Source organism: Aquimarina sp. MMG016 (assembly GCF_018100805.1).
In the GTDB taxonomy this organism is placed as follows: Bacteria; Bacteroidota; Bacteroidia; order Flavobacteriales; family Flavobacteriaceae; genus Aquimarina.
Map to the genome: position 1 here is coordinate 696,144 of NZ_JAGJEA010000001.1, position 24,288 is coordinate 720,431.

Consider the following 24,288-nt stretch of genomic DNA (forward strand, 5'->3'; position numbering starts at 1 on the left):
CTTTTAAAACCATAAAAATGAGTGTAAAAATATCTACGGGTAGGCGTTTTATCAAGGCCTACCTTCCCACTCTCTATAAAATTGTGCTAAAAATTCTTCCATAAAGGAATGTCTTTCTTCGGCTAGCTTCCTGCCTGAAAGAGTATTCATTCTATCTTTTAGAAGCAAGAGTTTTTCGTAGAAATGATTTATAGTGGGAGCGGTAGATTTCTTGTAAGCAGCCTTGCTCATATTTAGATCAGGTTTAATTTCAGGATCATATAAAGCTCTGTTCTTAAATCCTCCATAATTAAAACACCTAGCAATACCAATAGCTCCAATAGCATCCAATCGATCCGCATCTTGTATTACATCTAATTCCGGAGATTTGAATTTTTGAGCTTCGTTTCCACCTTTGAAAGAAATATTCTCTATAATATTTATCACGTGATGGATCACACTTTCTTTTACAGGCAGCTCTTCTAAAAACTCCTTAGCCACTTTAGGACCAATAGTTTCATCCCCGTTATGAAATTTGGAATCAGCAATATCGTGTAGCAAGGCGCCCAATGCAACTATAAACTGATCTACAGATTCATCTCTAGCGATCAATTTTGCATTCTTATAGACTCGTTCTGTATGAAACCAATCATGACCACCTTCGGCTCCATTTAGAGTTTCTTTTACAAAATCAATGGTTTTAGATATAATCTGATCTTCAGTCATACCTGGGGGCAATTATTTTACCAGTGCTGGTTGTACCCATTTAAACTCGAAAATTTCTTCTGGCACAACTAATCTTTCACTTATGCGTTGCATTCTAGCCGGCAACTTCATTACAAAATCACGAGCTTTCTCAGCTTCGTCTGTAAGATCTATTAATTTATCAATTTCCCATTTATCTATCAAACGTTGCATGATATCAATATAATCCTGAGAAGTATACACTCCTAAACGCTGTGCCGCATAAGAAAATTCTTCGAAAGCAGTTCCGATAGCATTACCAGATTCTCTAAGAAAATGAGCTGGCATTACTATTTTGTGTTTCATCATATCACTAAATGCAATCATCATCTGGCTAGGGTCTACCTCGAAAATATTCTTTACGAATTCGCTATAAGCATTGTAGTGTCTCATTTCATCACCTGCAATAATCTTGCACATTTTGGCTAATGATTTATTAGAATATTCTCGCGCTAATTTAGCTACCCTACTATGCGAAATATTAGTAGCTAATTCTTGAAAGCTTGTGTACACAAAATTCTTGTATGGATCTCTATCAGTTCCAATATCGAACCCATCATTGATTAAATGTTGTGTGGTTCTTTCTACTTCAATCATATTTACCCTTCCGGATAAATATAAATACTTGTTTAGTGTATCACCATGACGATTTTCTTCGCTAGTCCAGTATCGAACCCAACGAGCCCAACCATTATCCTTACCGTCTTCATGTTGATTGACACCTTCTACATCCATTAACCACGATTCATAGGTCGGTAATGCTTCTTCTGTAATTGTATCCCCAACTAAAACTACCCAAAAATCATATGGTAGTTCTTTTGCTAATTCTCTTAATTCTTTTACTTCATCAAAAAAGGTGTCTTCATTCTGAGAATTCGGTAAAAAATCTGTGGGCTGCCATACTTTATCTACTGGAATTAAAAATTTATCAATAAAAGTATCGATTTTCTTTTCCAGTAATTGCATTACTTCTAATCTAATATTGTCTAAAGCCATTATAATATGTGTGTTAAGTTCTTATTTTTTCTAACACTCTCTTTTCAATTGTTTCTAAAAGATCATTTGTTTCCATGCTATCAATTGACAGAGGTTCTTGTATTTCTAAAGTTAAATGCATTCCAATTCCCAGAGGAAAATTGCCAAACTTTAATAGTTTCCAACTATTATTAATCGTTACTGGAACTACTAATGCTTTTGGAGCATTTTTAAATAAAATCTTTAATCCTGTAGTAGCAAATTCTTTTGGTTTCCCATCTCTACTTCTGGTTCCTTCAGGAAAAATAACTCCTGAAAAATTATGCTCACTAACAAATTTCCCGAATTTGGATAATGCAGGAATTGATTGCTTCGCATTTTTTCTATCTATTAAAACATGTCCTCCATGCCTTAAATTAAAAGATATACTTGGTATTCCTTTCCCTAATTCAATTTTGGAAATAAACTTCGGCTTATGCTTACGCAAATACCAAGATATCAAAGGAATATCAAACATACTTTGATGATTCGATACAATTATCAAAGGATGATCTTTAGGGAGTTGGTGTTTATTTTTATAACTAATCCTAGCTCCCAAGATATGTAAACATCTTAATAAACATAAGTTCATTATATTTACAACTCCTCTATGTGTTTTACTTCCACCTAAATTTTTCCCTAACCACTGTAACGGATGAAAAATCAACAGTGTTAATCCAAAAAATAAATAAAAAAATACTGAAAGCGGATACGAAAGCATCTTTTCTATTGCCCCCATGTTCTCTTTACAATTACTAAAATTCAACTTGTGTTACAGTACTGCAAGGTCTTACATTATTTCAAGGAAACCAATAGTTTTATTAAAATAAAAAACCGCCTGCTATAGCAAACGGTTTTTAATTCAGTTTCGCATACAAATACTGTAGTTTTTTAACAATGCTCGTTATAAGCATCTTTAAGATTTTCAGCAATCATTTCTGCTGGCCTACCTTCTATATGATGACGTTCTAACATATGAACTAATTCTCCATCCTTAAACAATGCCATTGATGGCGAAGATGGAGGAAATGGAATCATATACCCTCTTGCTTTATCAGTTGCTTCACGATCAACTCCTGCAAAAACAGTAACTAGATTATCTGGTTTTTTATCATTTTGTAATGAAGCTTTTGCTCCTGGACGCGCATTAGCGGCAGCACAACCACAAACCGAATTTACAACAACCAAGGTGGTTCCTTGTTTTGCTATTGCCGTTTCTACTGCTTCAGCTGTTTGTAATTCATCGAACCCAATATTGGTAAGATCTTCGCGCATTGGTTTTACTAAATCTGCTGGATACATATTTCTTAACTATTTTTTGTTTTAAAATTTTCATGCAAAGATACGAAATATCAATAGGATAACAGTGGAGTAGCAATGAAACGAAGTTAAAACTGACGTTAAAAATTGAAGCATTCGTAACAATTTTAAAGCACTTGTGTCTAATATGATGTAACTAAATTTTCTTTTGAATAAATACAGTTATCTTTACAACCCAAAAATTGCTATGACATGATCAAATGGTTTGCCGCCATATTAGGAGGTATATTTTTCAGATTCCCAGGAGCTATTCTAGGTTTTATATTGGGTAGTCTTCTCGATAGTACTAATATAAAAACCAGTGGTGGATTTAAACAAGTTTTTTCTGAGCAACCCAAAGTAACTCCAAAGGATTTTGAACTGAATCTACTTTCTCTGTCTTCTATTGTTATTAAAGCAGATGGTCGTGTCAACCAAACAGAATTGGATTATGTTCGACAGTATTTTGTGAGCGCTTATGGAAAAGAGCGAGCGAATGCCACTTTTAGAACCTTTAATGAAATTATAAAAAGTCGTGAAGTTTCTGCACAACGAATTTGTATGTTCATAAACCAACACACCAGATATCCTTCCAGGTTACAGATTCTTCACTTTTTATTCGGAATTGCTAATGCCGATGGTAGTGTAAGTACGGCTGAAGCTAATGAAATTCAGAAAATAGCTGGTTTCTTAAGAATTAATTTTAGGGATTTTGAGAGTATAAAAGCAATGTTCTTTAAAACTGGAGACCACGCTTATAAAATTCTGGAAATCGAAAAAACTGCTACCGATACCGAAGTAAAAAAAGCCTTTAGAACTATGGCAAAAAAATATCATCCGGACAAGCTACAGCATATGGATGAAGTCTATAAAAAAGGTGCTGAGGAAAAATTTCGTGAAGTACAAAAAGCCTATGATCAGATTAAAAAAGAAAGAGGGATTAGCTGATTAGTGGTGAGTGGTGAGGGCGCTTCGCTTTTAGTGGTAAGTTTTTTTTAGAATAAATAAAAATCTGTGTTATACAGTTTATTTAAAAAACCTCTTCCAAATCATCCTTAAAAACTTACCAGTTGGCATTGACCACATAATTTTAAGGTCTTCTAAAAAAGTGGTTTCTTCATCTAAAAATTTTAAAATAGTTGTTATTTTATTCTTTCGGAATAATCTCGAAAATAGCTCAGCTCCGTGCTGATTTTCTGTATATAAAAGATCTAAAAATAACAAATCATAATACCAGAACTTCGTTCTTTTTTTGAATTTGGTTAGATCATTATTCATCTTTAAAAACTGGACAAGTTCCATAACTTTCTTAGATGAATTCTGAAAAGTATACCCTGTGCTAGGTTTTGTCCAACCACCAACTGTACCAATATGCAGAATATTTTTAGAGTTTTCTTTCCTGAATTCATAACAGGTCATTGGGATAGAGCCTTGTTCTTTTTCAGTTATCTTATATTCAGAAACTCCCTTTTCTTCCAGATACCTCTCAATTTCATCTTCATATTCCTTTTTAGATAATAAGGTCTCCGAAAACAAAGTATACTCAAACAACGCTTCGGTCTCTGAAAGCGGCAAAACGTACATAAATCGAGTATTACCCTTTTGAGCAACTGTAAAATCCATAAAAATGGCTGTTTCAGGATCAAAAGAAGGAGTGTTAGTTTTCACAAACCATCCAACAAAATGTTGACTTAGAACGGGGTATTGCTGTTGATTTTTATATGACGAAGATAACGGCACACTATTAAACACCTTATCACCCAAATGAAAAGCTTTGTCAGTTTCCACCTGAACAATATCTCCTTCATCCTTTAAATTCAATATATTCTCCTGAACGATTGTAATATTAGACTTGCTAATAATGTTTTTTAATACAAACTCATAAAACCTTTTACTCCTGATTAACTTATATTCATAGGGTGAAATTGAAATTTGTTTTGAAAAATCTTTGCTTCCAAAAAAAATAGTATCCCATTTTTTACTTACGATGTTATCCCAGTTTTGATAATTATCAAAAGCATTAACTTTTTCCCAAAAACACCAAGTTCTGTCGTTTTGATTTTTTACATCTTTATCAATAAGGAGAATTTGTTTGTTATCAAAAAAAGGATCTAACACCAAGTGATATGCCAGCATTAATCCTGAAGCTCCTGTTCCCGAAATGATATAATCGTATTTTTGCATCAGATAAACAAAAAAGTGGTAAAAAAGACGAATATGACTATAAAAACATGAATTGCAATGCCATAATGAACAGTTTTGATTACTTTCTGGAATAATACATTCGCAACAAAAGCAGTACAAAACCAACCTATATAATTTTGCAACGGCACTACTCCCCTATCAAATTCCCAAAAATCAAATCTTGGCGCTGAAACTTCTATAATAAGATCTAAAGAAACCATTAATATAGCACCAATTAATGACGTTATAAATAAATTAGAATATATTTTTTGGGCAATTACAGAAGCACAGTATACTAAAATAGCCCAGTTTACTCCAATTATTAAGGGTACTCCAAAAATCTTCCACCCTAGATTCTCTCCATATTCATAGTTTCCAAAAATCAATCCGTAGTTTACTCCAAGTGCTTCAGTAATCATTCCTATAAAAAATGGTATTGTTAAAGCAGTTAATAACCTTTTATCAAGACGATTGTTCCAAAATATTAAAGTTATATATATTAAAAGATTCAATGGAGTTAAACTCATAAACCAATCTTCATACCCTAAAAATACTCCTATAATCCCTGATATATTGAATAACCAGATAATAATAACCGAAGTAATTAATCTTTTATCCCAATTCATAAGCTATATTCATTCTGAATCAATTCTGATACTATTTTTCCTGATAACAAACATAATGGAATTCCGCCACCTGGATGTACACTTCCACCACAGAAATATAGGTCTCTAATCTTTTGCGAAAAATTAGGATGCCTCAAAAAAGCTGCATATTTGTTATTACTTGATGATCCATATAATGAACCCTGATAAGACTGTGTATTACTCTCTATTTTTCTAGGGTCTAGAATTTCCTCGACTTCAATTAATGGCTCGATATCTTTTTTTAGAATTCTAGAAAGCTTTTTAAGGATGTTTTTCTTCGATATTTCAATGATCTTATCCCAATCCTGCCCTTCATTGCCTGGCACATTAATCATAACGAACCAATTTTCACAATGATCAGGAGCATCGTTAGATTCATTTTTAGAAGTTATATTTACATAGATTGTTGGGTCATGTATAACTTGTTTTTTACTAAAAATATACTCGAACTCCTTGCGATAATCTTCAGAAAAGAAAATATTATGTAAATCCAATTCGGGAAAACTATGCTTAATTCCCCAATAAAATATCAATGCAGAACTCGACCTAGGTTGTTTCATAGTCTTTTCGGGAGCTTTTTGATCAATAAGTAATTTCCGATATGTCGGAACTACATCCATATTAGAAATTACAATATCGGCTTCAATCGTAATACTTCGTGACAACACACCTATGGCTTTGCCATTTTCAATCAAAATTTTATCCACCTTATTTCCAAAACAAAATGTCACTCCAATATCGAGCGCCAACTGATATAAGCCTTTAGTAATACTATACATTCCTCCTTTTGGAAAAAATGTTCCATAATATTGTTCCAGATGTGGAATCATAGACATAATCCCGGGCGTTAGATAAGGAGAAGAACCATTGTATGTTGCAAATCTGTCAAAAAACTGAATTAGCCGTTTATCTTTAAACTGTTTTTTATTGACTGCATGTAATGTTGTATTAACATCAAGATGATTAATCCTGGTAATTGCCTTTACGGTATCTTTAGAAAAATACGTAGATAATTTGTGTAGTGACTTTTCTAAAAACAATGAAGATGTGAGATCATATTTTTGTTTACTTTTCTTAAAATATCTTGAAATTTGAGAAGCTTCAACTTCGAAAATATTTGAGGCAGTCTCTGCAAACTTTTCCTGATCAGCAAAAGCAGTAAACCGTGTGCCATCTTCATAAAAATAATTACAAACAATATCTTTTTTTATATACTCAAAATATTCCGAAATCTTTTTACCAGATACCTCAAACAGCTCTTCTACAAATTGTGGCATGGTAAATAATGAAGGGCCACAATCAAATCGATAGCCATTTTTATGAATTTCAGTTAGCTTACCTCCCGGATAGGAGTTTGCCTCATATACTTCAACTTCAAACCCAAGGTTTTGTAATCGTATCGCCGATGCCAACCCTGCGATACCTGCCCCAATAATAATTACTTTTTTCTTTTGCATAGCTGACCATAAATATAACGAACTGATCTATTTTGATCTATTTTGAAAATTGATTTTTATATCTTTAACGATAATCCCAATAGTAGACATGAAACACATCATTTGCATAATTTTCTGTATTCTATCTTTAAACACTATAAATGCTCAGGATTCAACTAAAGTTGAAGCACCAAAAATCATCACTAAGCTTAAATTGGGCCAAACTTTGGATTTTAATTCCACAAGCATAAAATTTCTTCGTGTAACTGAAGATTCCAGATGTCCATCTGGTGTTAATTGTATATGGGCGGGGCAGGCAAAATTGATTATCGGTATATATGAAAACGATACGCTAAAAGAAGAAAAAGAACTCGTTTTTGGAGTAAAAGGCATTAATCCAAAGCGTATGGAAGAGGTTTTTACCATAGACAAAAAGACTATTTATGGATATACGGTAAGTCCTTATCCTAAAGACAAAGAAAAAATCGCACCTGAAAATTATTATCTTGAGCTAGTCGTTAAATAAATGTTAGTAATCATTACCAACCTATTTGTATTTACTTCATTTGCAGAATGATTTCTAACAAGGCAAAAGCTCATGTAGCATTACTAAGTGTTAATATTATCTATGGAGCGAACTATCTTATTGCCAAAGGACTAATGCCTAACAAAATCGAAGCTTCTGCATTAGTTTTTCTTCGTATTGGCGGTGCTGGGATTCTATTTTTTATTCTTAAATATTTTATCAAAGAAAAAGTAGATAAAAAAGATTTAAAGCTTTTAGTATTATGTGGTTTACTAGGTGTATGCATGAATCAAATGTTTTCTATGAATGGGTTAAGCCTTACCTCTCCTGTGGACGCTTCTATTATCGTTACTGCCATTCCGATTTTTACCGTAATCATTAGTTATTTTATACTAAAAGAACCATTGACTACTCAACGTATTCTGGGAGTAACTCTAGGTGCATTGGGAGCAGTATTACTAATTTATCTTGGTAATTCGGGATTAGGATCCGGATCATTGTTAGGAAATGTGTTTGTCTTTATTAATGCATTATCTTATGCTTTTTATTTAGTTTTAGTAAAACCTTTAATGCAAAAGTATAAACCAATTACTGTAATCTGTTGGGTTTTTCTTTTTGGTTTTATTTTTATGTTTCCTTTCGGAATAAAGCAATTAGTTACTACTGATTTTGCTGGTTTTGCATTTCCTAATTGGACTGCTCTTTTTTATGTTATTGTTGGACCTACTTTTTTAGCTTATCTACTGAACATGTTTGCACTACAGTATGTTAAACCTACAGTTTCAGGAAGCTATATATACATACAACCTGCTGTTGCTATGATTCTAGTTGCTGTAGTATCATATTTGGTTGTAGACAGTCAATACCAAGGAGATATCACCATACCCAAACTATTATGTTGTGTGCTAATTTTTATAGGAGTGTATTTGATTAGTAGCAATAAAAAATTGAGTTGGTTTAATAAATGATCAACCTTTTCTAAAAACTTGTTTTACTAACAAAGAAATAGGGAAAATTACTCCTCCAACCATAAAAATCGTATAAAGGAATCCTAAATTTAAAACAAACTTCATAAAAACAAATATCAGCACTAATAATAAGCAGAACGATAATCCTCCTAACAAATCCTGAATGAATTGCTTTTTATCAACTTTATAATCAAAATAATATGCTATGATTATAATGATTAGTGACATCCACAATCATTACTACCACAAGATTTTGAGGATTTCTTTTTAGAAGAAGATAAAGCAGGTTTCCAAAAAAACTTCTTTACTAAAAAACCAATTGCTGCTAATGCAACTACAATTACCAATATGTTTTGAATTAGAATATTCATAATAGTTCTGTCGTATAAAGATACTAAAACTTATTTCAAAATCTGATATACAATTAGTGCTACACTATATGCTATTATACTCATAGAAAATAACTGAACCATTGGCCATTTCCAACCATTGGTTTCTCGTTTTACGATAGCTAATGTACTCATACATTGCATGGCAAATGCATAAAACAGCAATAAAGAAATTCCACTAGCCAAATTGAATAAAGGACCTCCTGTGACAGGGTTTATCTCGGCAGCCATTCTATTTTTAATCGTTTCCTCTTCATCACTTCCCACACTATAAATAGTTGCCAAAGTACCTACAAAAACTTCTCTAGCGGCAAATGAACTGATAATACCAATCCCTACTTTCCAATCATACCCTAAAGGAGCCACAATAGGCTCTATAGCTTTACCAGTGTACCCAATAAAAGAGTACTCTAGTTTATATGATGCAATTTTTTGATCTAATTCTTCTTGTGAAAGATTTGTATTAGCAGAAGTCACAATCTCTTCAGCGTTATCAAAGTTTTCATTTGGACCAAAACTTGCCAACACCCAAAGAATAATCGAAATTGCTAAAATAATTTTTCCCGCACCAAAAACAAAAGCCTTAGTTTTTTCGATTACATTAATCACAACATTTTTAAACATAGGAACTTTATAACCCGGCATTTCAATCACAAAGTATGATTTGCTTTTAATTTTAAGCACTTTATTCAATATCCAGGCTGATCCAACGGCAGTAGCAAACCCAAGAAAATATAACAACATCAAGGTTAAACTTTGATAACTGAATATCCAGCCTACTTTTTCATCCGGGATCACCAACGAAATAATGATAAGATATACAGGTAATCTCGCTGAACATGTAGTAAATGGGACTACGAGTATTGTGATCAAACGTTCTTTCCAGTTTTCAATATTTCTAGTCGCCATTACGGCTGGTATTGCACAAGCTGTTCCAGACACTAATGGAACCACACTTTTACCACTCAGACCAAATTTTCGCATCACTCGGTCCATCAAAAACACTACACGACTCATATAACCACTTTCTTCCAGGATTGATATAAAAAGAAATAAAAATGCGATCTGTGGAATGAAAATAACAATTCCTCCTAACCCAGGAATAATTCCTTCTGTAATCAAATCTACAAAAGGTCCAGGTGGTAAAGCTGATTTTGTAATTTCACTAAGCGATGCAAAGGTTTCATCAATCCAATCCATAGGATAGGAAGACCAATCATAAATTGCCTGAAAAATCAACAATAGTATAGCAAAGAATATAAAATATCCCCAGAATTTGTGCGTGAGTACTCTATCTAATCTAGCTCGTATACCAGTAGCTGCTTTTTCATCAATCATCAACCCCTTCTTCAGCACAGTATTGATAAACTGATATCTTTTGATGGTCTCTTTTTGTTGAAGACGCTTCAGCTCACTTTCGGATTTAATCTTAAAATCCGGAGTCACATCAATATCTTGTTTATCAAATTTTCTGAAGTTCACATCTTGTGTGATCACCATCCAGAGTTTATACAAAGACTGATTAGGAAATGCTTTTTGTAACCTTTCAAAATATTCAGGTGCAAAGGACAACGCATTTGCACAAGGTGTTTTGGGTAATGAACCATAGGACTCTATCAGCTTCTTCAAATCATCAATCCCCTGATTTTTTCTGGCACTAATCAATGCTATTTTAGTGTGTAATTCTTCTTCTAATAATGGAATATTAAGTGAAATGCCTTTTCGATTCATGCGATCCGCCATATTGATCACTAAGATTGTTGGAATCTCAAGATCTTTAATTTGTGTAAAAAGAAGAAGGTTTCTTTTCAGGTTTTCCACATCACTAACTACTACAGCAACATCCGGGAAATCCTTATCTTTTTTATTTAACAAAAGCTCTATAACTACATTTTCATCAAGCGAAGTAGCATTAAGACTATATGTTCCGGGAAGATCAAGAATATGTGCTTTTACACCTCTGGAAAGCTTACATATTCCTTCTTTTTTTTCAACTGTAATTCCAGGATAATTACCAACCTGTTGATTAAGGCCCGTAAGCAAATTAAAAACAGATGTTTTACCAGTATTTGGATTTCCGATAAGGGAAACTTTAATTTGCTTAGCCATATATTTCCCTTAAATAACTTGAACTTCTATCTGAGCCGCGACCTCTCTGCGAATAGCCAAGTGGCTTCCATTTATATTAAGATACATTGGACATTGAAAAGGAGCGGTCTGAAGCAATTGCACTTCATTACCAGGCAAACAGCCCATTTCTAATAGTTTTAGAGGAATGATATCTGACGTAATCTCCTTAATCAAGGCGCGCTGACCTTTTTTGAGATTTGCAATTGTAGTATTCAAGTATTTATTTAGATTAATTTTAAACAAGACAAAAGTAAAAGAAAAAAGTATACTAGAAAAGTCAAATCCCTTAAATAGCCATAAGAATTAGTTAAAAGATCAAATTACTTGTCTTCTTTCTTTAATACCTCAATATCTTCTATCAACTTATCAATGTCTTCAGGGTTAGTTCCGTCATAGAAACCTCGTATTCTTTTCTTTTTATCTACTAGTACAAAATTCTCAGTATGCACCATATCATAAGGCCCTCCATCTCCGTTAGATTTGGCAGCCAGGTAGGATTTGCGAGCGAGATCATAAATTTGTCTTTTATCACCAGTTACTAAATTCCACTTAGCATCGTCTACTCCTTTTTCGATAGCATATTTCTTTAGCCTTGCCACACTATCAATTGTTGGAGTCACAGAATGAGATAATAATAAAACCTGGTTATCATCTCTTAATCGCTCCTGAATATCTTTCATATGATCCGTCATAATTGGACAAATTGTTTGGCAGGTTGTAAAGAAAAAATCAGCTACATAGATTTTATCTTTATAATTTTCCTGGGTTATCTCTTCCCCGTTTTGATTGATCAATTTAAAATCTGCTATTTTATGATATTTTCTTATATACTGGACTGTGCTATCAACTAATTCCGTGCTCACCATTTCAGGTTCATAAACTGGCAATGTTCTTTTTGGTTTAAGAATCGAATATATTATAGAAATTATTATAGCAGATAATACAAAGAGCACTATCCCAAAAAACTTATATTTTGCAAAAAACTGAAGCATTTTTGTGTCATTTAATAATGCACAAAATTACAAGGATTGCGCAGTATATCTTTCTTAATTTCATTAAAAAAATACTAAAACCTATATCTCCATCAGGTATTTCTTTTATAAACTATCGTAAAAGGTTACTTTTGCGTGATTTAATTTTGAAGTCAGACCTAATATGAGTCCATTTTTTGTAAAAGCTGCTCAGCTGTTATTGAGCTTATCTATATTAATTGTTTTGCACGAGTTAGGGCATTTTATTCCTGCCAAGTTATTTAAGACTCGTGTAGAAAAATTCTATCTGTTTTTTGATATCAAGTTTTCATTATTCAAGAAAAAAATAGGAGAAACGGTTTATGGTATCGGTTGGTTACCTCTTGGTGGGTACGTAAAAATTTCCGGAATGATAGATGAGAGCATGGATAAGGAACAAATGGCTGGTCCGCCACAACCTTGGGAGTTTAGATCTAAACCTGCCTGGCAGCGATTGATTATTATGCTTGGTGGAGTTACTGTAAATATAATTCTTGGAGTTTTAATATACATTCTTATCATTTTTTCCTGGGGTCAAAATTATTCTAAAGGAGATGACATTAAATATGGTTTTGGAGTTACCAAGTTATTAGAGAATTATGGTTTTCAGCAAGGAGATAAGTTAGTTACTGTTAACGGCGAAGAGATGTTTGATGATACTGATATCGGAAGACACCTATTAGTACGTGATATCAGGACAGTTACCGTAAAACATCCCGATGGAACGACAGAAACTATTAATTTACCAGAAGATATAGGAACACAGATCTTTAAATCCGGGCAAATGATAGCTATGGATTATCGATATCCGTTTAAATTGGATTCTATTGATGAAGATGGCCCTGCAAAAAAAGCAGGTTTATTAAAAACTGATAAAATCCTAAAAATTGGTGGAATGCCAATCAAATATCAAACTGATTTTGGTTATGCGCTGAATAATCATAGAAAAAATGATAGTACTGCCGTTATTACTTATGAACGTAATGGACAAGTTAATGAAATCGATCTAGTCCTAACGGAAGATAAAAAAGTCGGTATCGTTATGGTGTCAACAGATCCCGAGGCCGTAAAAATCAATAAAGTGGATTATTCTTTTGGAGAAAGTATTTCTGAAGGTCTGAAGTTAGGATACTGGACGCTGAATGATTATATCGCACAGTTTAAATATGTATTTACCAAAGAAGGGGCTACTCAGGTAGGTGGTTTTGGAGCAATAGGTAACCTATTCCCTTCAAAATGGAACTGGTTAGCATTCTGGATGACTACAGCCTTTATATCTATCATCTTAGCGTTTATGAATATTTTACCAATCCCTGCATTAGATGGTGGACATGTGATGTTTTTATTATATGAAATCATCGCAGGACGTAAACCTAACGATAAGTTTATGGAATATGCGCAATTGATTGGTTTTGTTATTCTTATCGCTTTATTATTATTCGCAAATGGTAATGATATTTACCGAGCAATTTTTAAATAGAAGAAAAAATCAAAAAATCTTTTTGGAGATATAAAAAATAGTATATATTTGCACTCGCAAAAAGAGAAAAACACTCTATATTTGCAAAAGCAATAGTCCTCCTTAGCTCAGTTGGTTAGAGCATTTGACTGTTAATCAAAGGGTCCTTGGTTCGAGCCCAAGAGGGGGAGCGAAAAGTCCAGCAGCAATGTTGGACTTTTTTGTTTTAAAGATTTTTGGTTAAAAGTTTATCCATAACACCGTAAAACAAAAGTATATTATTCTGCATCCAACCTAACACCTAACAATCCTTAATCCATAGCCAAGACCATGTTGTAGGGGTATCTGTAGGGGTGAATTTTTAGCAAAATATAGTATCCTCTTCTATTTTTGCAGCATTCAAAATCTATAGTATTCATACACAATAAACCCCTTATGTTGTTATCACTCTTTGGCATGCCTTTGCATATCTTTTTCTTTTATCGAAAAAAATCCAAATAAAACTAGGGTTTTTTAAAACCTACCTGTATAAGCTATAGAAAACCATAAAAATTGTTTAAAGCCCCTTTATCTATGAGACAAATTTTTACCCTATTCCTATTTCTTTTAAGTTATAGTTTTTTTGCACAACATGCAGCACTTGTAAAAGATATTAATCAGAGTTTTACAGGTTATGCCTATGTAGAATACATCACAGAGTATAACGGAAAACTCTACTTTTTGGCTGATGATAGAATTCACGGAGAAGAACTGTGGGTTAGCGATGGGACCACAGCAGGCACCCATCTTTTAGCAGATATTCGAACGGGAAGCTATAGTTCGAATCCAAAGGATTTTGTAGAATTAAACGGAAAACTTTATTTCTCTGCCAGAGGTGCTCATATAGGTGCTGAATTATGGGAAACCGACGGTACCCCAGAAGGCACAAAATTGGTCGCTGATATCAATCCACAGCCAGGTAACGGAGGTGTTGGTAACCTCACTGTATTTAATAACAAACTCTATTTTGGTGCTAATGACGGTGTTAATGGAGTCGAATTATGGACCAGTGACGGAACCGAAGCAGGTACCACTATGGTAAAAGATATTTATCCCGGTTCGTCTAACAGCTATCCTAATGATTTTAAAATATACAATAACAAGTTATATTTTGAAGCAAATGATGGTGTTTATGGAGATGAATTATGGGTAAGTGACGGAACCGAAGCAGGAACACAACTCGTAAAAGATATTTATCCTGGTTCCAGAGGTACTAGAGTTGCTGATATCGAAGTCTATAATGGAAAATTATATTTTCAGGCAGATAATGGCATCCACGGAAGCGAGCTATGGGTAAGTGACGGAACCGAAGCAGGAACGCAACTGTTTAAGGATATTCAAGTAGGAGCATATGGATCAAATACTCGTCACTTGTATGTTTTTAATGGAAAGTTATATTTTCAGGCTAGTGAAAGTATCAATGGTAATGAGTTATGGGTAAGTGATGGTACTGTATCAGGAACCACACTTTTTTACGATATTAGAACAGGAGGTAGTGGAAGTCGTCCACAAAATTTTTCGACGTATAACAACAAAATGTATTTTGCCGCAGATGACGGAATCCACGGGAATGAATTGTGGGAGACCGATGGAACCATTGCCGGAACAAAATTGGCTGTTGATATTGATCCGGGGCCAGATCGAAGTAACCCAATAGATCTAGTCGTATTTGATAACAAATTATTCTTTTCTGCCGAAGACGAAAATGCAGGTCTGGAATTGTTTAGTACCGATGGTACTGAAAGTGGCACCCAACAAATAAGCTATATCGATCAAAGAACAGGCAATAGTTCGATGAAAGATCCTGTAGCATTTAATAACAAGCTACTTTTTGGTGCTCGTGATGGAATTAATGGAAATGAATTATGGATAAGTGATGGTACCGAAGCAGGAACCCAAATGCTAAAAGACATTAGGGCAGGATCCAATGCTTCTGGACCATCAAACTTAACATTATTTAATAACAAAGTATACTTTGATGCGGATGATGGTATCCACGGTAATGAATTGTGGGAAACCGATGGAACTACTGCTGGTACAAAATTAGCTGTGGATGTTGTTGATGGAAGTAATTATTCGAACCCTAATCATTTAACCGTTTTGCAAGGGATGTTATATTTCACAATTTATAACAATGCAACAGGTAGTCAAGAGCTTTTTAAAACTGATGGCACCAAAGCGGGCACCCAAATGATTGATGTTTTTAAGTTAACTTCAGGGGTGGCAAATATTTATGAAATAGTAGTTGTAAATAACAAGTTGTATTTAGCAGCTGCTACCCCTAACGATGGAACAGAAGTATGGGAAACTGATGGTACTGAGGCAGGCAGTAACATAGCTTTTGAAACAGGAGTAGGTACCGCATCTGGGTATCCTCGCCATTTAACTTCTTATAACGGAGAACTGTATTATTTTTCATATGACCCAACTACAACTGGTGGTGAGCTTTGGGCTTTTGACCCAGCAACGGATACGAATCGATTAATTAAAGATATTAACCCGGGTACTAATGGTAGTACTCCTGAAGACTTATATGTATTTAATGGCAAAATTTATTTTTCGGCCGATGATGGTATCCACGGAAGAGAATTATGGTCAAGTGATGGTACCGAGGCTGGTACTCAACTAGTAGCCAATATCCACCAAGGTAATTTTTCCTCATATCCTGGTTATTTTGGAGCACTTAACAACCGTTTATATTTTAGAGCTAATGATGGCATTCATGGTGACGAATTGTGGGAAACCGATGGTACCCAAGCAGGTACCCGAATAGCGGCAGATATCAATCCTCGACAAAATTCAGGTTCTAGTGTAGATTTTTTAACAGCACTAAATAATAGATTATACTTTCGTGCCAAGGATGCGATACATAGTGATGAACTTTATGTATTTATTCCGTACGATTGCAACAGCTTACCTTCAAACAAATTATTTGTAAGTGAGACAGGAACTGATTCTGCCAATGGAACTTCCTGGAGTGAGTCTACTACCCTAAAACAAGCTTTAAAAATCGCTCAAAGTTGTCCTGCTGTTGAAGAAATTTGGGTGCAACAAGGAACCTATGTACCCGGAAAAAATTCTTCGGATACATTTCATATTCCTGATAACATAAAAATATATGGAGGTTTTAACGGAACAGAAACCATGTTATCTGAAAGAGATTGGGTAAACAATACAACGATTTTAAGTGGTGATATTGGCATACCAGGAGATGATGCAGGAAATTCTGAAACGATTATTAACATCGAGAATCGAGAAAATATACTACTCAATGGTTTTGTTATAGAAGGTGGAAACGCAACTATCGAAACCAACATCAATAGAACAACTGACACTAATGGAGGAGCAATTTATATGTCTGATTCAAATAATTTAGTGATTACCAATTGTATTTTTAGAAATAATCAGGCACAATTAGGTGCAGTGATATATTCTGAAGGTACTTCTGGCAACACTTCTTTTATCAATTGTTTATTTTATGACAATATTGCAACCGTAGAAAATCCTTTCCAAACAGGAACACAAAATTTACTATTTACTAATTCTACCGTAGTGAATAATACGGCTGCTTCAGGTTTTGGAATATTTGGAGCAAGCACAGGAAACATATCTTTAACTAATAGTATTGTAGATGGTTCACATTCATTAAATTTCAATACAACAAGTACGGGAAGTTTAACAGCAACCTATAGTTATGTAAAAGGAGAAAATCCATTTGGTACCGGAAATATTGATGGAACTACCGTTACCGATGTGTTATTCAAAGATGGTGCTAATAAGGATTTCTATTTACAAGCCACTTCCCCATTAATAGATCAAGGTAATAATACCGCAAATACCGAAGTCAAAGGATTAGGAGGTAATGATCGTATTATTGATGGAGATCTAAATACTACAGCTACGATTGATATCGGAGCTTTTGAATATGATCGATTAGATCAGAATATTACCTTTGATCCATTAGCAAATGTAACCTATGGAGATCCAACATTCGACTTGAATGCAACAGCTTCTTCTGGATTAACTATTACCTACAGCAGTAGTGACACAAACGTAGCTACCATATCTGGAAATACGGTCACTATTATAGGCGTAGGAACAACCACCATAACTGCAAGTCAGTCTGGAAATCTAGAATACAAACCCGCAACTGATGTTTCTCAAACCTTAACTGTACTCCCAAGAGCCATCACTGTGACAGCAGATGCTGGTCAAAACAAAGTGTTTGGAGATGCAGATCCTGTATTAACATATTCTATTACTTCAGGAAGTTTAGTAAGTGGAGATGTATTGAATGGAAACTTGGAAAGAACGACAGGTGAAGATGCAGGATTGTATGCCATCAATCAAGGAACATTGGCTAATGCAAACTATGAGATTTCTTATGTGGGAGACAACTTTGAAATCATAAAAGCAAATCAAACAATTACTTTCAATAGCTTGAATGATGTAGTATATAGTGATGCTGATTTCAACTTGAATGCAACCTCATCTGCCGGATTGGATATTGACTATAGTAGTTCTGATTCTTCAGTAGCTACCGTATCTGGAAATACGGTTACTATTGTTGGTATGGGAACAACAACCATCACTGCCAGCCAATCAGGAAACGGAAATTATAATGCCGCTACTTCAGTATCCCAAACATTAATAGTACTTCCAAGAGCCATCACTGTAACTGCAGATGCTGGTCAAAATAAAGTGTTTGGAGATCTAGATCCGGTATTCACCTATTCAATCACTTCAGGTAGTTTAGTAAACGGAGATGTCTTGAACGGAAATTTAGAAAGAATCGCTGGAGAAGATGTTGGAACCTATCCTATCAATCAAGGTACTTTAGCTAATGCAAAATATGACATTACCTATATTGGTGATGAATTTGAAATCATTAAAGCAGATCAAATCATTACTTTTAATAGTTTATCTGATGTTACTTATGGTGATGCTGATTTCAACCTAAATGCAACTGCTGATTCAGGATTAGCAGTTGCCTATAGCAGTTCTGATACTTCCGTAGTTACTATTACAGGAAATACAATAACTATCGTTGGTGTTGGTGCAACAACTATTACTGCCAGTCAATCAGGAAATGAGAATTACAACACCGCCACAAGTGTGCAGCAAACACTTACGGTAATACCAAGAGCCATCACAATTACGGCTGATGCTGGACAATCTAAAGTGTTTGGAGATATAGATCCGGTATTCACCTATTCTATCACTTCAGGAAGTATAGTAAACGGAGATGTATTGAATGGAAATTTGGAAAGAACCTCCGGAGAAAATGCAGGATTGTATCCAATCAATCAAGGAACATTGGATAATCCGAACTATCAGATTTCTTATGTTGACGACAACTTTGAAATTACTCCGGCTGATCAAAATATTACGTTTGGTTCATTGGCAGACGTAACGTATGGAGATCCAACATTCAACCTGAATGCAACAGCTTCTTCTGGATTGGCAGTTGCCTATAACAGTTCGGATACTTCAGTAGCTACAGTATCTGGAAACACAATTACTATTGTTGGTGTTGGTGCAACAACTATTACTGCCAGTCAATCAGGAAATGAGAATTACAACACTGCCACAAGTGTGAAGCAAACACTTACGGTAATACCAAGAGCCATCAAAATTACAGCAGATGCTGACCAATCTAAAGTGTTTGGAGATCTAGATCCAGTATTCACCTATTCTATCACTTCAGGTAGTTTAGTAGGCGGAGATGTTCTGAATGGAAATTTAGAAAGAATCTCCGGAGAAGATGCAGGAACGTATCCTATTAACCAAGGAACTTTAAACAACCCGAATTACAATATTGCCTTTGTATCTAACGATTTTGAAATTACCAAAGCAACTCAGGTACTTACTTTTGATCCATTAGCCGATGTAACTTATGGAGATCCAGATTTTAATCTAAATGCAACAGCTTCATCGGGATTAGCAGTTACTTTCAGCAGTGCTAATACTAATGTAGCTACCGTGTCCGGAAACACAATAACTATTGTTGGAGCTGGAACAACAAATATCGTGGTTATACAAGAAGGAAACCAAAACTATGAAGCAGTTAACGTTAGTCAAACTTTGACAGTACTTCAAAAAAACATTACAATTACTGCTGATGCGGGTCAAAGTAAAGTGTTTGGCACTGTAGATCCAGAATTAAGTTATAGTTTCACCAATGGAAATCTACTTTCCAACGATTTGCTAACCGGAAGCCTGGAAAGAGCAGTAGGAGAAGATGTAGGGATCTATCCCATAAATCTAGGAACATTAGCTAATCTTAATTACAACATCACTTTTGAATCTAACACCTTAGAGATTACTACTGCAGGTCAGGTAATTACCTTCGACTCATTAGCAAACGTTAGGTTTGGAGATCCTACATTTGAACTGAAAGCGACTGCTTCTTCAGGATTAGATATTACCTATACCAGTTCTAATCCCGAGGTGGTTACCATTTCAGGTAATATAGCTACTATTGTCGGAGAAGGTGTTGTTATTATTTCTGCTCATCAGCCTGGAAATAAAAATTACTCTGCTGCTACTTCCGTCACTAATACTTTAACCGTGCTTCCTGGAGAAATTCAAGAAGAACTTATAAAATTATATCCTAATCCCGTAGTAAATGAGATTCAGATTTCTGAAACCCCATCAAAAAACCGCTTATCGATTTATGATGGAAACGGAAGCTTGGTAAAACAACTATTTGATTATTCTAAAAATGATATCATCAATGTAGCTGAATTACCATCCGGGATGTATATGATCGAAATCATATTTTTTGATTATAGAGGAAAAACTTTAGTCAAAAAATTTATTAAGGAATAACATTGGAGTGTTGGTTTTGAGATAATGAATTTTAGCACCAACTTACATTAACCTAATAATCAATGTACTAACTTAAGAAAATAGCATAACAAAAATCTGTTTTTCTTACTAATATATAGTTTTAAACATAAATAGAGGTTGTCTGTAATTGACAACCCATATTTAAAAATAAGTACAAAAGCAATTATTCTTTGATCAATGTTCTTTTGGTTATAGTTTTATTTGATCCATTCTTTTCCAGAACATTTAAAATGTAATACCCTGATGGTAAATCACCAACATTGATAGTATTTTTATCATCTGTTATCACTACTTCTTTTTGTAATATACCTGTAGAATTAAATATTTTGATACCTGCTCCATTTGATACTCCCGTAATAGTAATGATATCAGTTATTGGATTAGGATAAATTTTGATACCTAAAGAATCAAGATTGCCCACCGAGGCAATTTTGTTTAAAACCGGTTCGATACCCCAAATCAAATTTCCGTTCAAATACATTGTTATTCTATCGTTGGGTTGAAAATTTGTAAAAGAGGTATTATAGGAATAATCATCGCTCTCATCAAAATTACTCCAATTCGATTTTGCAAATCTAGCTTGTATGTCCCCCGAATTACTTGAAGCTAATAGGCTTCCTGCAGCTGTTTTAAAAGAAACTTCCAGATAATCCATTCCATTAGCTTGACCAAATGTACCACGCACATTATTTGTACCTAGTTGTGCCCAATCACACCAAAAATTAAGATCACTATTATTCTCTGAAGTAAACCAATATCGAATAGTAATATCACTATAAGTTATAGGTTCTGTTCCGTTATTTATAATTCTTAGATGTGGGTTTATCGAATTATCTGTGGTGTTTCCATTACCTGCATCTCTATAAGATATCAAAACATCAGAAACTGTAGGTTCTTCTAGAGCTGTAATTACTGCAGATTCTGTATTAATATTACCTTGCCCATTATCCACAGTTAGTGTTACCGTATACTGACCAACAGTATTAAAAACATGAGTAACAATTGCTCCCACATCAGTATTTCCATCTCCAAAATCCCAAGAATAGGTTAATGTATTTCCTCCTGGATCTACAGAAGCAGATGCGTCAAAATTAACTTCTAATGGTGCTATTCCAGAAGTTCTATCCGTTATCAAACTTATGATAGGTTTGCCATCGGTAACTACTATTTTACTAGTAATCCTGTCTTCTAATTTTCCATCACTTACAGTGAGTGAAACATCAAATTCTCCTACTGTGGTAAACTCATAGGTTGTTGTAACACCTACTGCAGTATTTCCATCACCAAAATCCCAGGAATAGGTTAATGGATCATTATTAGGGTCAGTTGAGCCAGAAGCATCAAAAGTTACTAAAACAGGCGCTATTCCACTATTAACATTACTCGTAAATGACGCTATAGGAGGCTGGTTAGGATCTGTTACCGTAATTGTAATCGTTTCACTATCTGAGTTTCCATTACCATCATCCACGGTTAAAGTAACTAATTGATCTCCAAATTCTATAAATTCATAACTAGCTATTACACCTGTAGCGATATCGCCATTTCCAAAATCCCAACTATATGTCAATACATCTCCATTAGGGTCCGTAGAACCGGAAGCATCAAATGAAACTATCAATGGTCCATTACCAGAGGTTGTAGAAGCTGAGATAACTGCTGTTGGAGCATCAATAGTTGTACCCGGTTCAATACCACTTATAAGTTGCCCATTAAGATACAACCCAACTTTTTCCCAGGTTGTAAATGCTTTCTTGGTACCATCATATGAGTAATCATTAGATTGATCTGTATTAGACCATACGCTATTCGCTATTTTGGGTTCCATTCTTCCTGAACCATCATTTCTACCCAATACTCCTGCTGCGGGATCAAAAGTAATTTCCAGATAATATTTTTTACCTTCTGTTTTTACTATTTCTCCCTTAAGATTATTACTACCAATCATTGCATAATCCACATAAAAATTGAATGGTAGATCATCCTCTGCTTCAAACCAATATCTGATGCTTAAGTTAGCATAAGGCACATCTTGTGATGAGTTATTAAATAATCTAAAATGTGGTTTTATAACATTGCTAACCATTGCTGTCGAAGCATCTTTATATTCTAAGTTTAACACACCTTCTCCTCCTATTTGGATGTTTCTGGGCGTAGATTCTTTTGTTATACCGTTGACTCCAGTAGCTACAGAAGTGATCTGATATTGACCATCAGGTAACCCCTTTAAGTCAAATTCATAGGGAGCAGCAATATCTTCTCCTACTAAAATACCATTACTAAAAAACTCCACTTTGGCAACTGTTCTGTTTTCATTGATCAAGTTTGCTTCGATATGAACATCACTACCTGAAACATATTTATCACCAGACTTAGGAGACATTAATGAAAGGTAAATAGATTCTCCTCCGGACATTTCTTCCATTCTAAGTGCATGTTCTTTATATATTGCTACTTCTACATCACCTTCGAACACTCCAAATTTATCCCTTGGTGTCTTATTGTCTGGAAACCACCAAAAGGCACTTGCTCCTATTTTATTTTCTTCTATAAAACGATACATCTCTTCCCACCATTCATATCGCTCTTGTATTTCTACATTAAACTCTCCTACGTACAATGGTTTTTTGATAATGTTATGAGATTCATCTGCCCATTGCTTCATCAAAGCCATTGTCTCTTCTAAGGTAAAATTAGACCAGCTTTCTCTGATGTATGGATGTGCTGATGTAAAATCTACAAATGGGGATTGATGAATTTTTATAAAATCATTTCCTTCATCTCCTCCAAAACCATATTTCGTGCCATGTGCTTCCAATCCAGTTCCTAAAAGGTGCTTGGAATCAATAGATTTAATAAATTGCCCCATATCATCCACCCATGCTCTTAAGGTATCAGATGTAAGATCATCTCCAAATCCCTGATATCTTGGTTCATTCATTAACTCCCACGCTAAAATCGTTGGATCATCCCTGTACGCTACGCCATCATAATGATTAATACGAGTAATGAAATACTCTACATAATCCTTAAATCCTTGTATTGCAGAAGGATTTGTAAAGAATTGCCCTTGATCATGGGTTCCAGCTCCTTGTACATCAATCCCTTCCCATTTTAGACGATCTTTAATACCTCCATAGTCATTCCAATAGTTTTCTAATGCTACAATAAGTTTAATACCATTGGCTTCAGCAGATTTCACTACATAGTCAAAGAGTGAAAACTGACCTTCACTATACACTCCTTTTTGAGGTTCAAACCCATGCCAATCTTCGTGGCTAAATCCCCATAATCGTACAACTCGTACTCCATTTTCATACAAAGTACGCATATGGGCATCGATACGATCCTTATCCATAAATTGGGTTTCTATATCTCCACTAGAAGATCCATAGGTAAAAAAATCATATACGTTTGCTCCCGAGAAATAAAAAGGTTTCCCATCCAACATGAATTTTTCTCCTTCTGTATATACAAAACCAGGAGTTTGTGCATACAAATAATAACTCGTGCACAGAAATATGTAGCACAAAGCAAGTAGCTTTTTAAGGTTTGTTTTCATAATAAAAGTTTAGTTAAGTTGTTCTTTTTTACATAAATTTTATGGTTACC

Annotated in this window: 17 protein-coding genes and 1 tRNA gene; 6 read left to right on the forward strand and 12 right to left on the reverse strand. The window is 34.4% G+C overall.

Features of this window, described 5'->3' with window-relative positions:
- Positions 1–51 precede the first annotated feature (51 nt).
- From J8M14_RS02980 to J8M14_RS02995, 4 genes are all read right to left on the reverse strand, one after another.
- Positions 52–705 carry an HD domain-containing protein gene (locus J8M14_RS02980; RefSeq protein WP_211072913.1) on the reverse strand — a complete coding sequence of 218 codons (654 nt, stop codon included), beginning with the start codon at positions 703–705 and terminating at the stop codon, positions 52–54.
- Positions 706–717: 12 nt separating this feature from the next.
- Positions 718–1,719 (reverse strand): acyl-ACP desaturase, encoded by a 1,002-nt coding sequence (locus tag J8M14_RS02985; protein WP_211072915.1) that lies wholly within the window; start codon positions 1,717–1,719, stop codon positions 718–720.
- A 13-nt stretch (positions 1,720–1,732) separates the two neighbouring features.
- Positions 1,733–2,503 carry a lysophospholipid acyltransferase family protein gene (locus J8M14_RS02990; protein WP_247672531.1) on the reverse strand — a complete coding sequence of 257 codons (771 nt, stop codon included), beginning with the start codon at positions 2,501–2,503 and terminating at the stop codon, positions 1,733–1,735.
- Between the two features lie 125 nt (positions 2,504–2,628).
- Positions 2,629–3,039 (reverse strand): BrxA/BrxB family bacilliredoxin, encoded by a 411-nt coding sequence (locus J8M14_RS02995; RefSeq protein WP_211072917.1) that lies wholly within the window; start codon positions 3,037–3,039, stop codon positions 2,629–2,631.
- Positions 3,040–3,249: 210 nt separating this feature from the next.
- Here J8M14_RS02995 and J8M14_RS03000 point away from each other — a divergent pair, with 210 nt between their 5' ends.
- A complete protein-coding gene (locus tag J8M14_RS03000; protein WP_211072919.1) occupies positions 3,250–3,984 on the forward strand; it encodes a TerB family tellurite resistance protein in 735 nt (244 codons plus the stop codon).
- Positions 3,985–4,062: 78 nt separating this feature from the next.
- On the opposite strand, the gene J8M14_RS03005 is transcribed toward J8M14_RS03000, so the two are convergent.
- Genes J8M14_RS03005 through crtD form a run of 3 tightly spaced genes read right to left on the reverse strand, consistent with a single transcriptional unit; the run spans position 4,063 to position 7,324 of the window.
- Complete coding sequence (locus J8M14_RS03005; RefSeq protein ID WP_211072921.1) at positions 4,063–5,220, reverse strand: lycopene cyclase family protein; 1,158 nt, start codon at positions 5,218–5,220, stop codon at positions 4,063–4,065.
- A complete protein-coding gene (locus tag J8M14_RS03010; RefSeq protein ID WP_211072923.1) occupies positions 5,220–5,846 on the reverse strand; it encodes a carotenoid biosynthesis protein in 627 nt (208 codons plus the stop codon). Before J8M14_RS03010 ends, J8M14_RS03005 begins: the two co-directional genes overlap by 1 nt.
- Complete coding sequence (crtD, locus tag J8M14_RS03015; RefSeq protein WP_211072925.1) at positions 5,843–7,324, reverse strand: 1-hydroxycarotenoid 3,4-desaturase CrtD; 1,482 nt, start codon at positions 7,322–7,324, stop codon at positions 5,843–5,845. Before crtD ends, J8M14_RS03010 begins: the two co-directional genes overlap by 4 nt.
- An 88-nt stretch (positions 7,325–7,412) precedes the next feature.
- Between crtD and J8M14_RS03020 the strand changes: the two genes are divergently transcribed.
- Both J8M14_RS03020 and J8M14_RS03025 read left to right on the forward strand, forming a co-directional pair.
- A complete protein-coding gene (locus J8M14_RS03020) occupies positions 7,413–7,829 on the forward strand; it encodes a hypothetical protein (protein ID WP_211072927.1) in 417 nt (138 codons plus the stop codon).
- Positions 7,830–7,876: 47 nt separating this feature from the next.
- Positions 7,877–8,797: a DMT family transporter gene (locus J8M14_RS03025; protein ID WP_211072928.1), complete on the forward strand. Its 921-nt coding sequence runs from the start codon at positions 7,877–7,879 to the stop codon at positions 8,795–8,797.
- A 218-nt stretch (positions 8,798–9,015) separates the two neighbouring features.
- Here J8M14_RS03025 and J8M14_RS03030 read toward each other — a convergent pair whose 3' ends face one another.
- The 4 genes from J8M14_RS03030 to J8M14_RS03045 all read right to left on the reverse strand — a co-directional run bounded on the left by J8M14_RS03030 (position 9,016) and on the right by J8M14_RS03045 (position 12,308).
- Positions 9,016–9,168: a hypothetical protein gene (locus J8M14_RS03030; protein WP_211072929.1), complete on the reverse strand. Its 153-nt coding sequence runs from the start codon at positions 9,166–9,168 to the stop codon at positions 9,016–9,018.
- A gap of 30 nt (positions 9,169–9,198) precedes the next feature.
- A complete protein-coding gene (feoB, locus tag J8M14_RS03035) occupies positions 9,199–11,295 on the reverse strand; it encodes a ferrous iron transport protein B (RefSeq protein WP_211072930.1) in 2,097 nt (698 codons plus the stop codon).
- Positions 11,296–11,304: 9 nt separating this feature from the next.
- Positions 11,305–11,532: a FeoA family protein gene (locus tag J8M14_RS03040; RefSeq protein WP_211072931.1), complete on the reverse strand. Its 228-nt coding sequence runs from the start codon at positions 11,530–11,532 to the stop codon at positions 11,305–11,307.
- Positions 11,533–11,636: 104 nt separating this feature from the next.
- A complete protein-coding gene (locus J8M14_RS03045; RefSeq protein ID WP_211072932.1) occupies positions 11,637–12,308 on the reverse strand; it encodes an SCO family protein in 672 nt (223 codons plus the stop codon).
- A gap of 163 nt (positions 12,309–12,471) precedes the next feature.
- Here J8M14_RS03045 and rseP point away from each other — a divergent pair, with 163 nt between their 5' ends.
- From rseP to J8M14_RS03060, 3 genes are all read left to right on the forward strand, one after another.
- A complete protein-coding gene (gene rseP, locus J8M14_RS03050; protein WP_211072933.1) occupies positions 12,472–13,806 on the forward strand; it encodes an RIP metalloprotease RseP in 1,335 nt (444 codons plus the stop codon).
- A 96-nt stretch (positions 13,807–13,902) separates the two neighbouring features.
- Positions 13,903–13,976, forward strand: a tRNA-Asn gene (locus J8M14_RS03055).
- A gap of 382 nt (positions 13,977–14,358) precedes the next feature.
- Positions 14,359–20,655 carry an ELWxxDGT repeat protein gene (locus J8M14_RS03060; protein WP_211072935.1) on the forward strand — a complete coding sequence of 2,099 codons (6,297 nt, stop codon included), beginning with the start codon at positions 14,359–14,361 and terminating at the stop codon, positions 20,653–20,655.
- A gap of 184 nt (positions 20,656–20,839) precedes the next feature.
- On the opposite strand, the gene J8M14_RS03065 is transcribed toward J8M14_RS03060, so the two are convergent.
- Entirely contained in the window at positions 20,840–24,238 is a 3,399-nt protein-coding gene (locus tag J8M14_RS03065) for a PKD domain-containing protein (RefSeq protein WP_211072937.1), read from the reverse strand.
- Between the last annotated feature and the right edge of the window lie 50 nt (positions 24,239–24,288).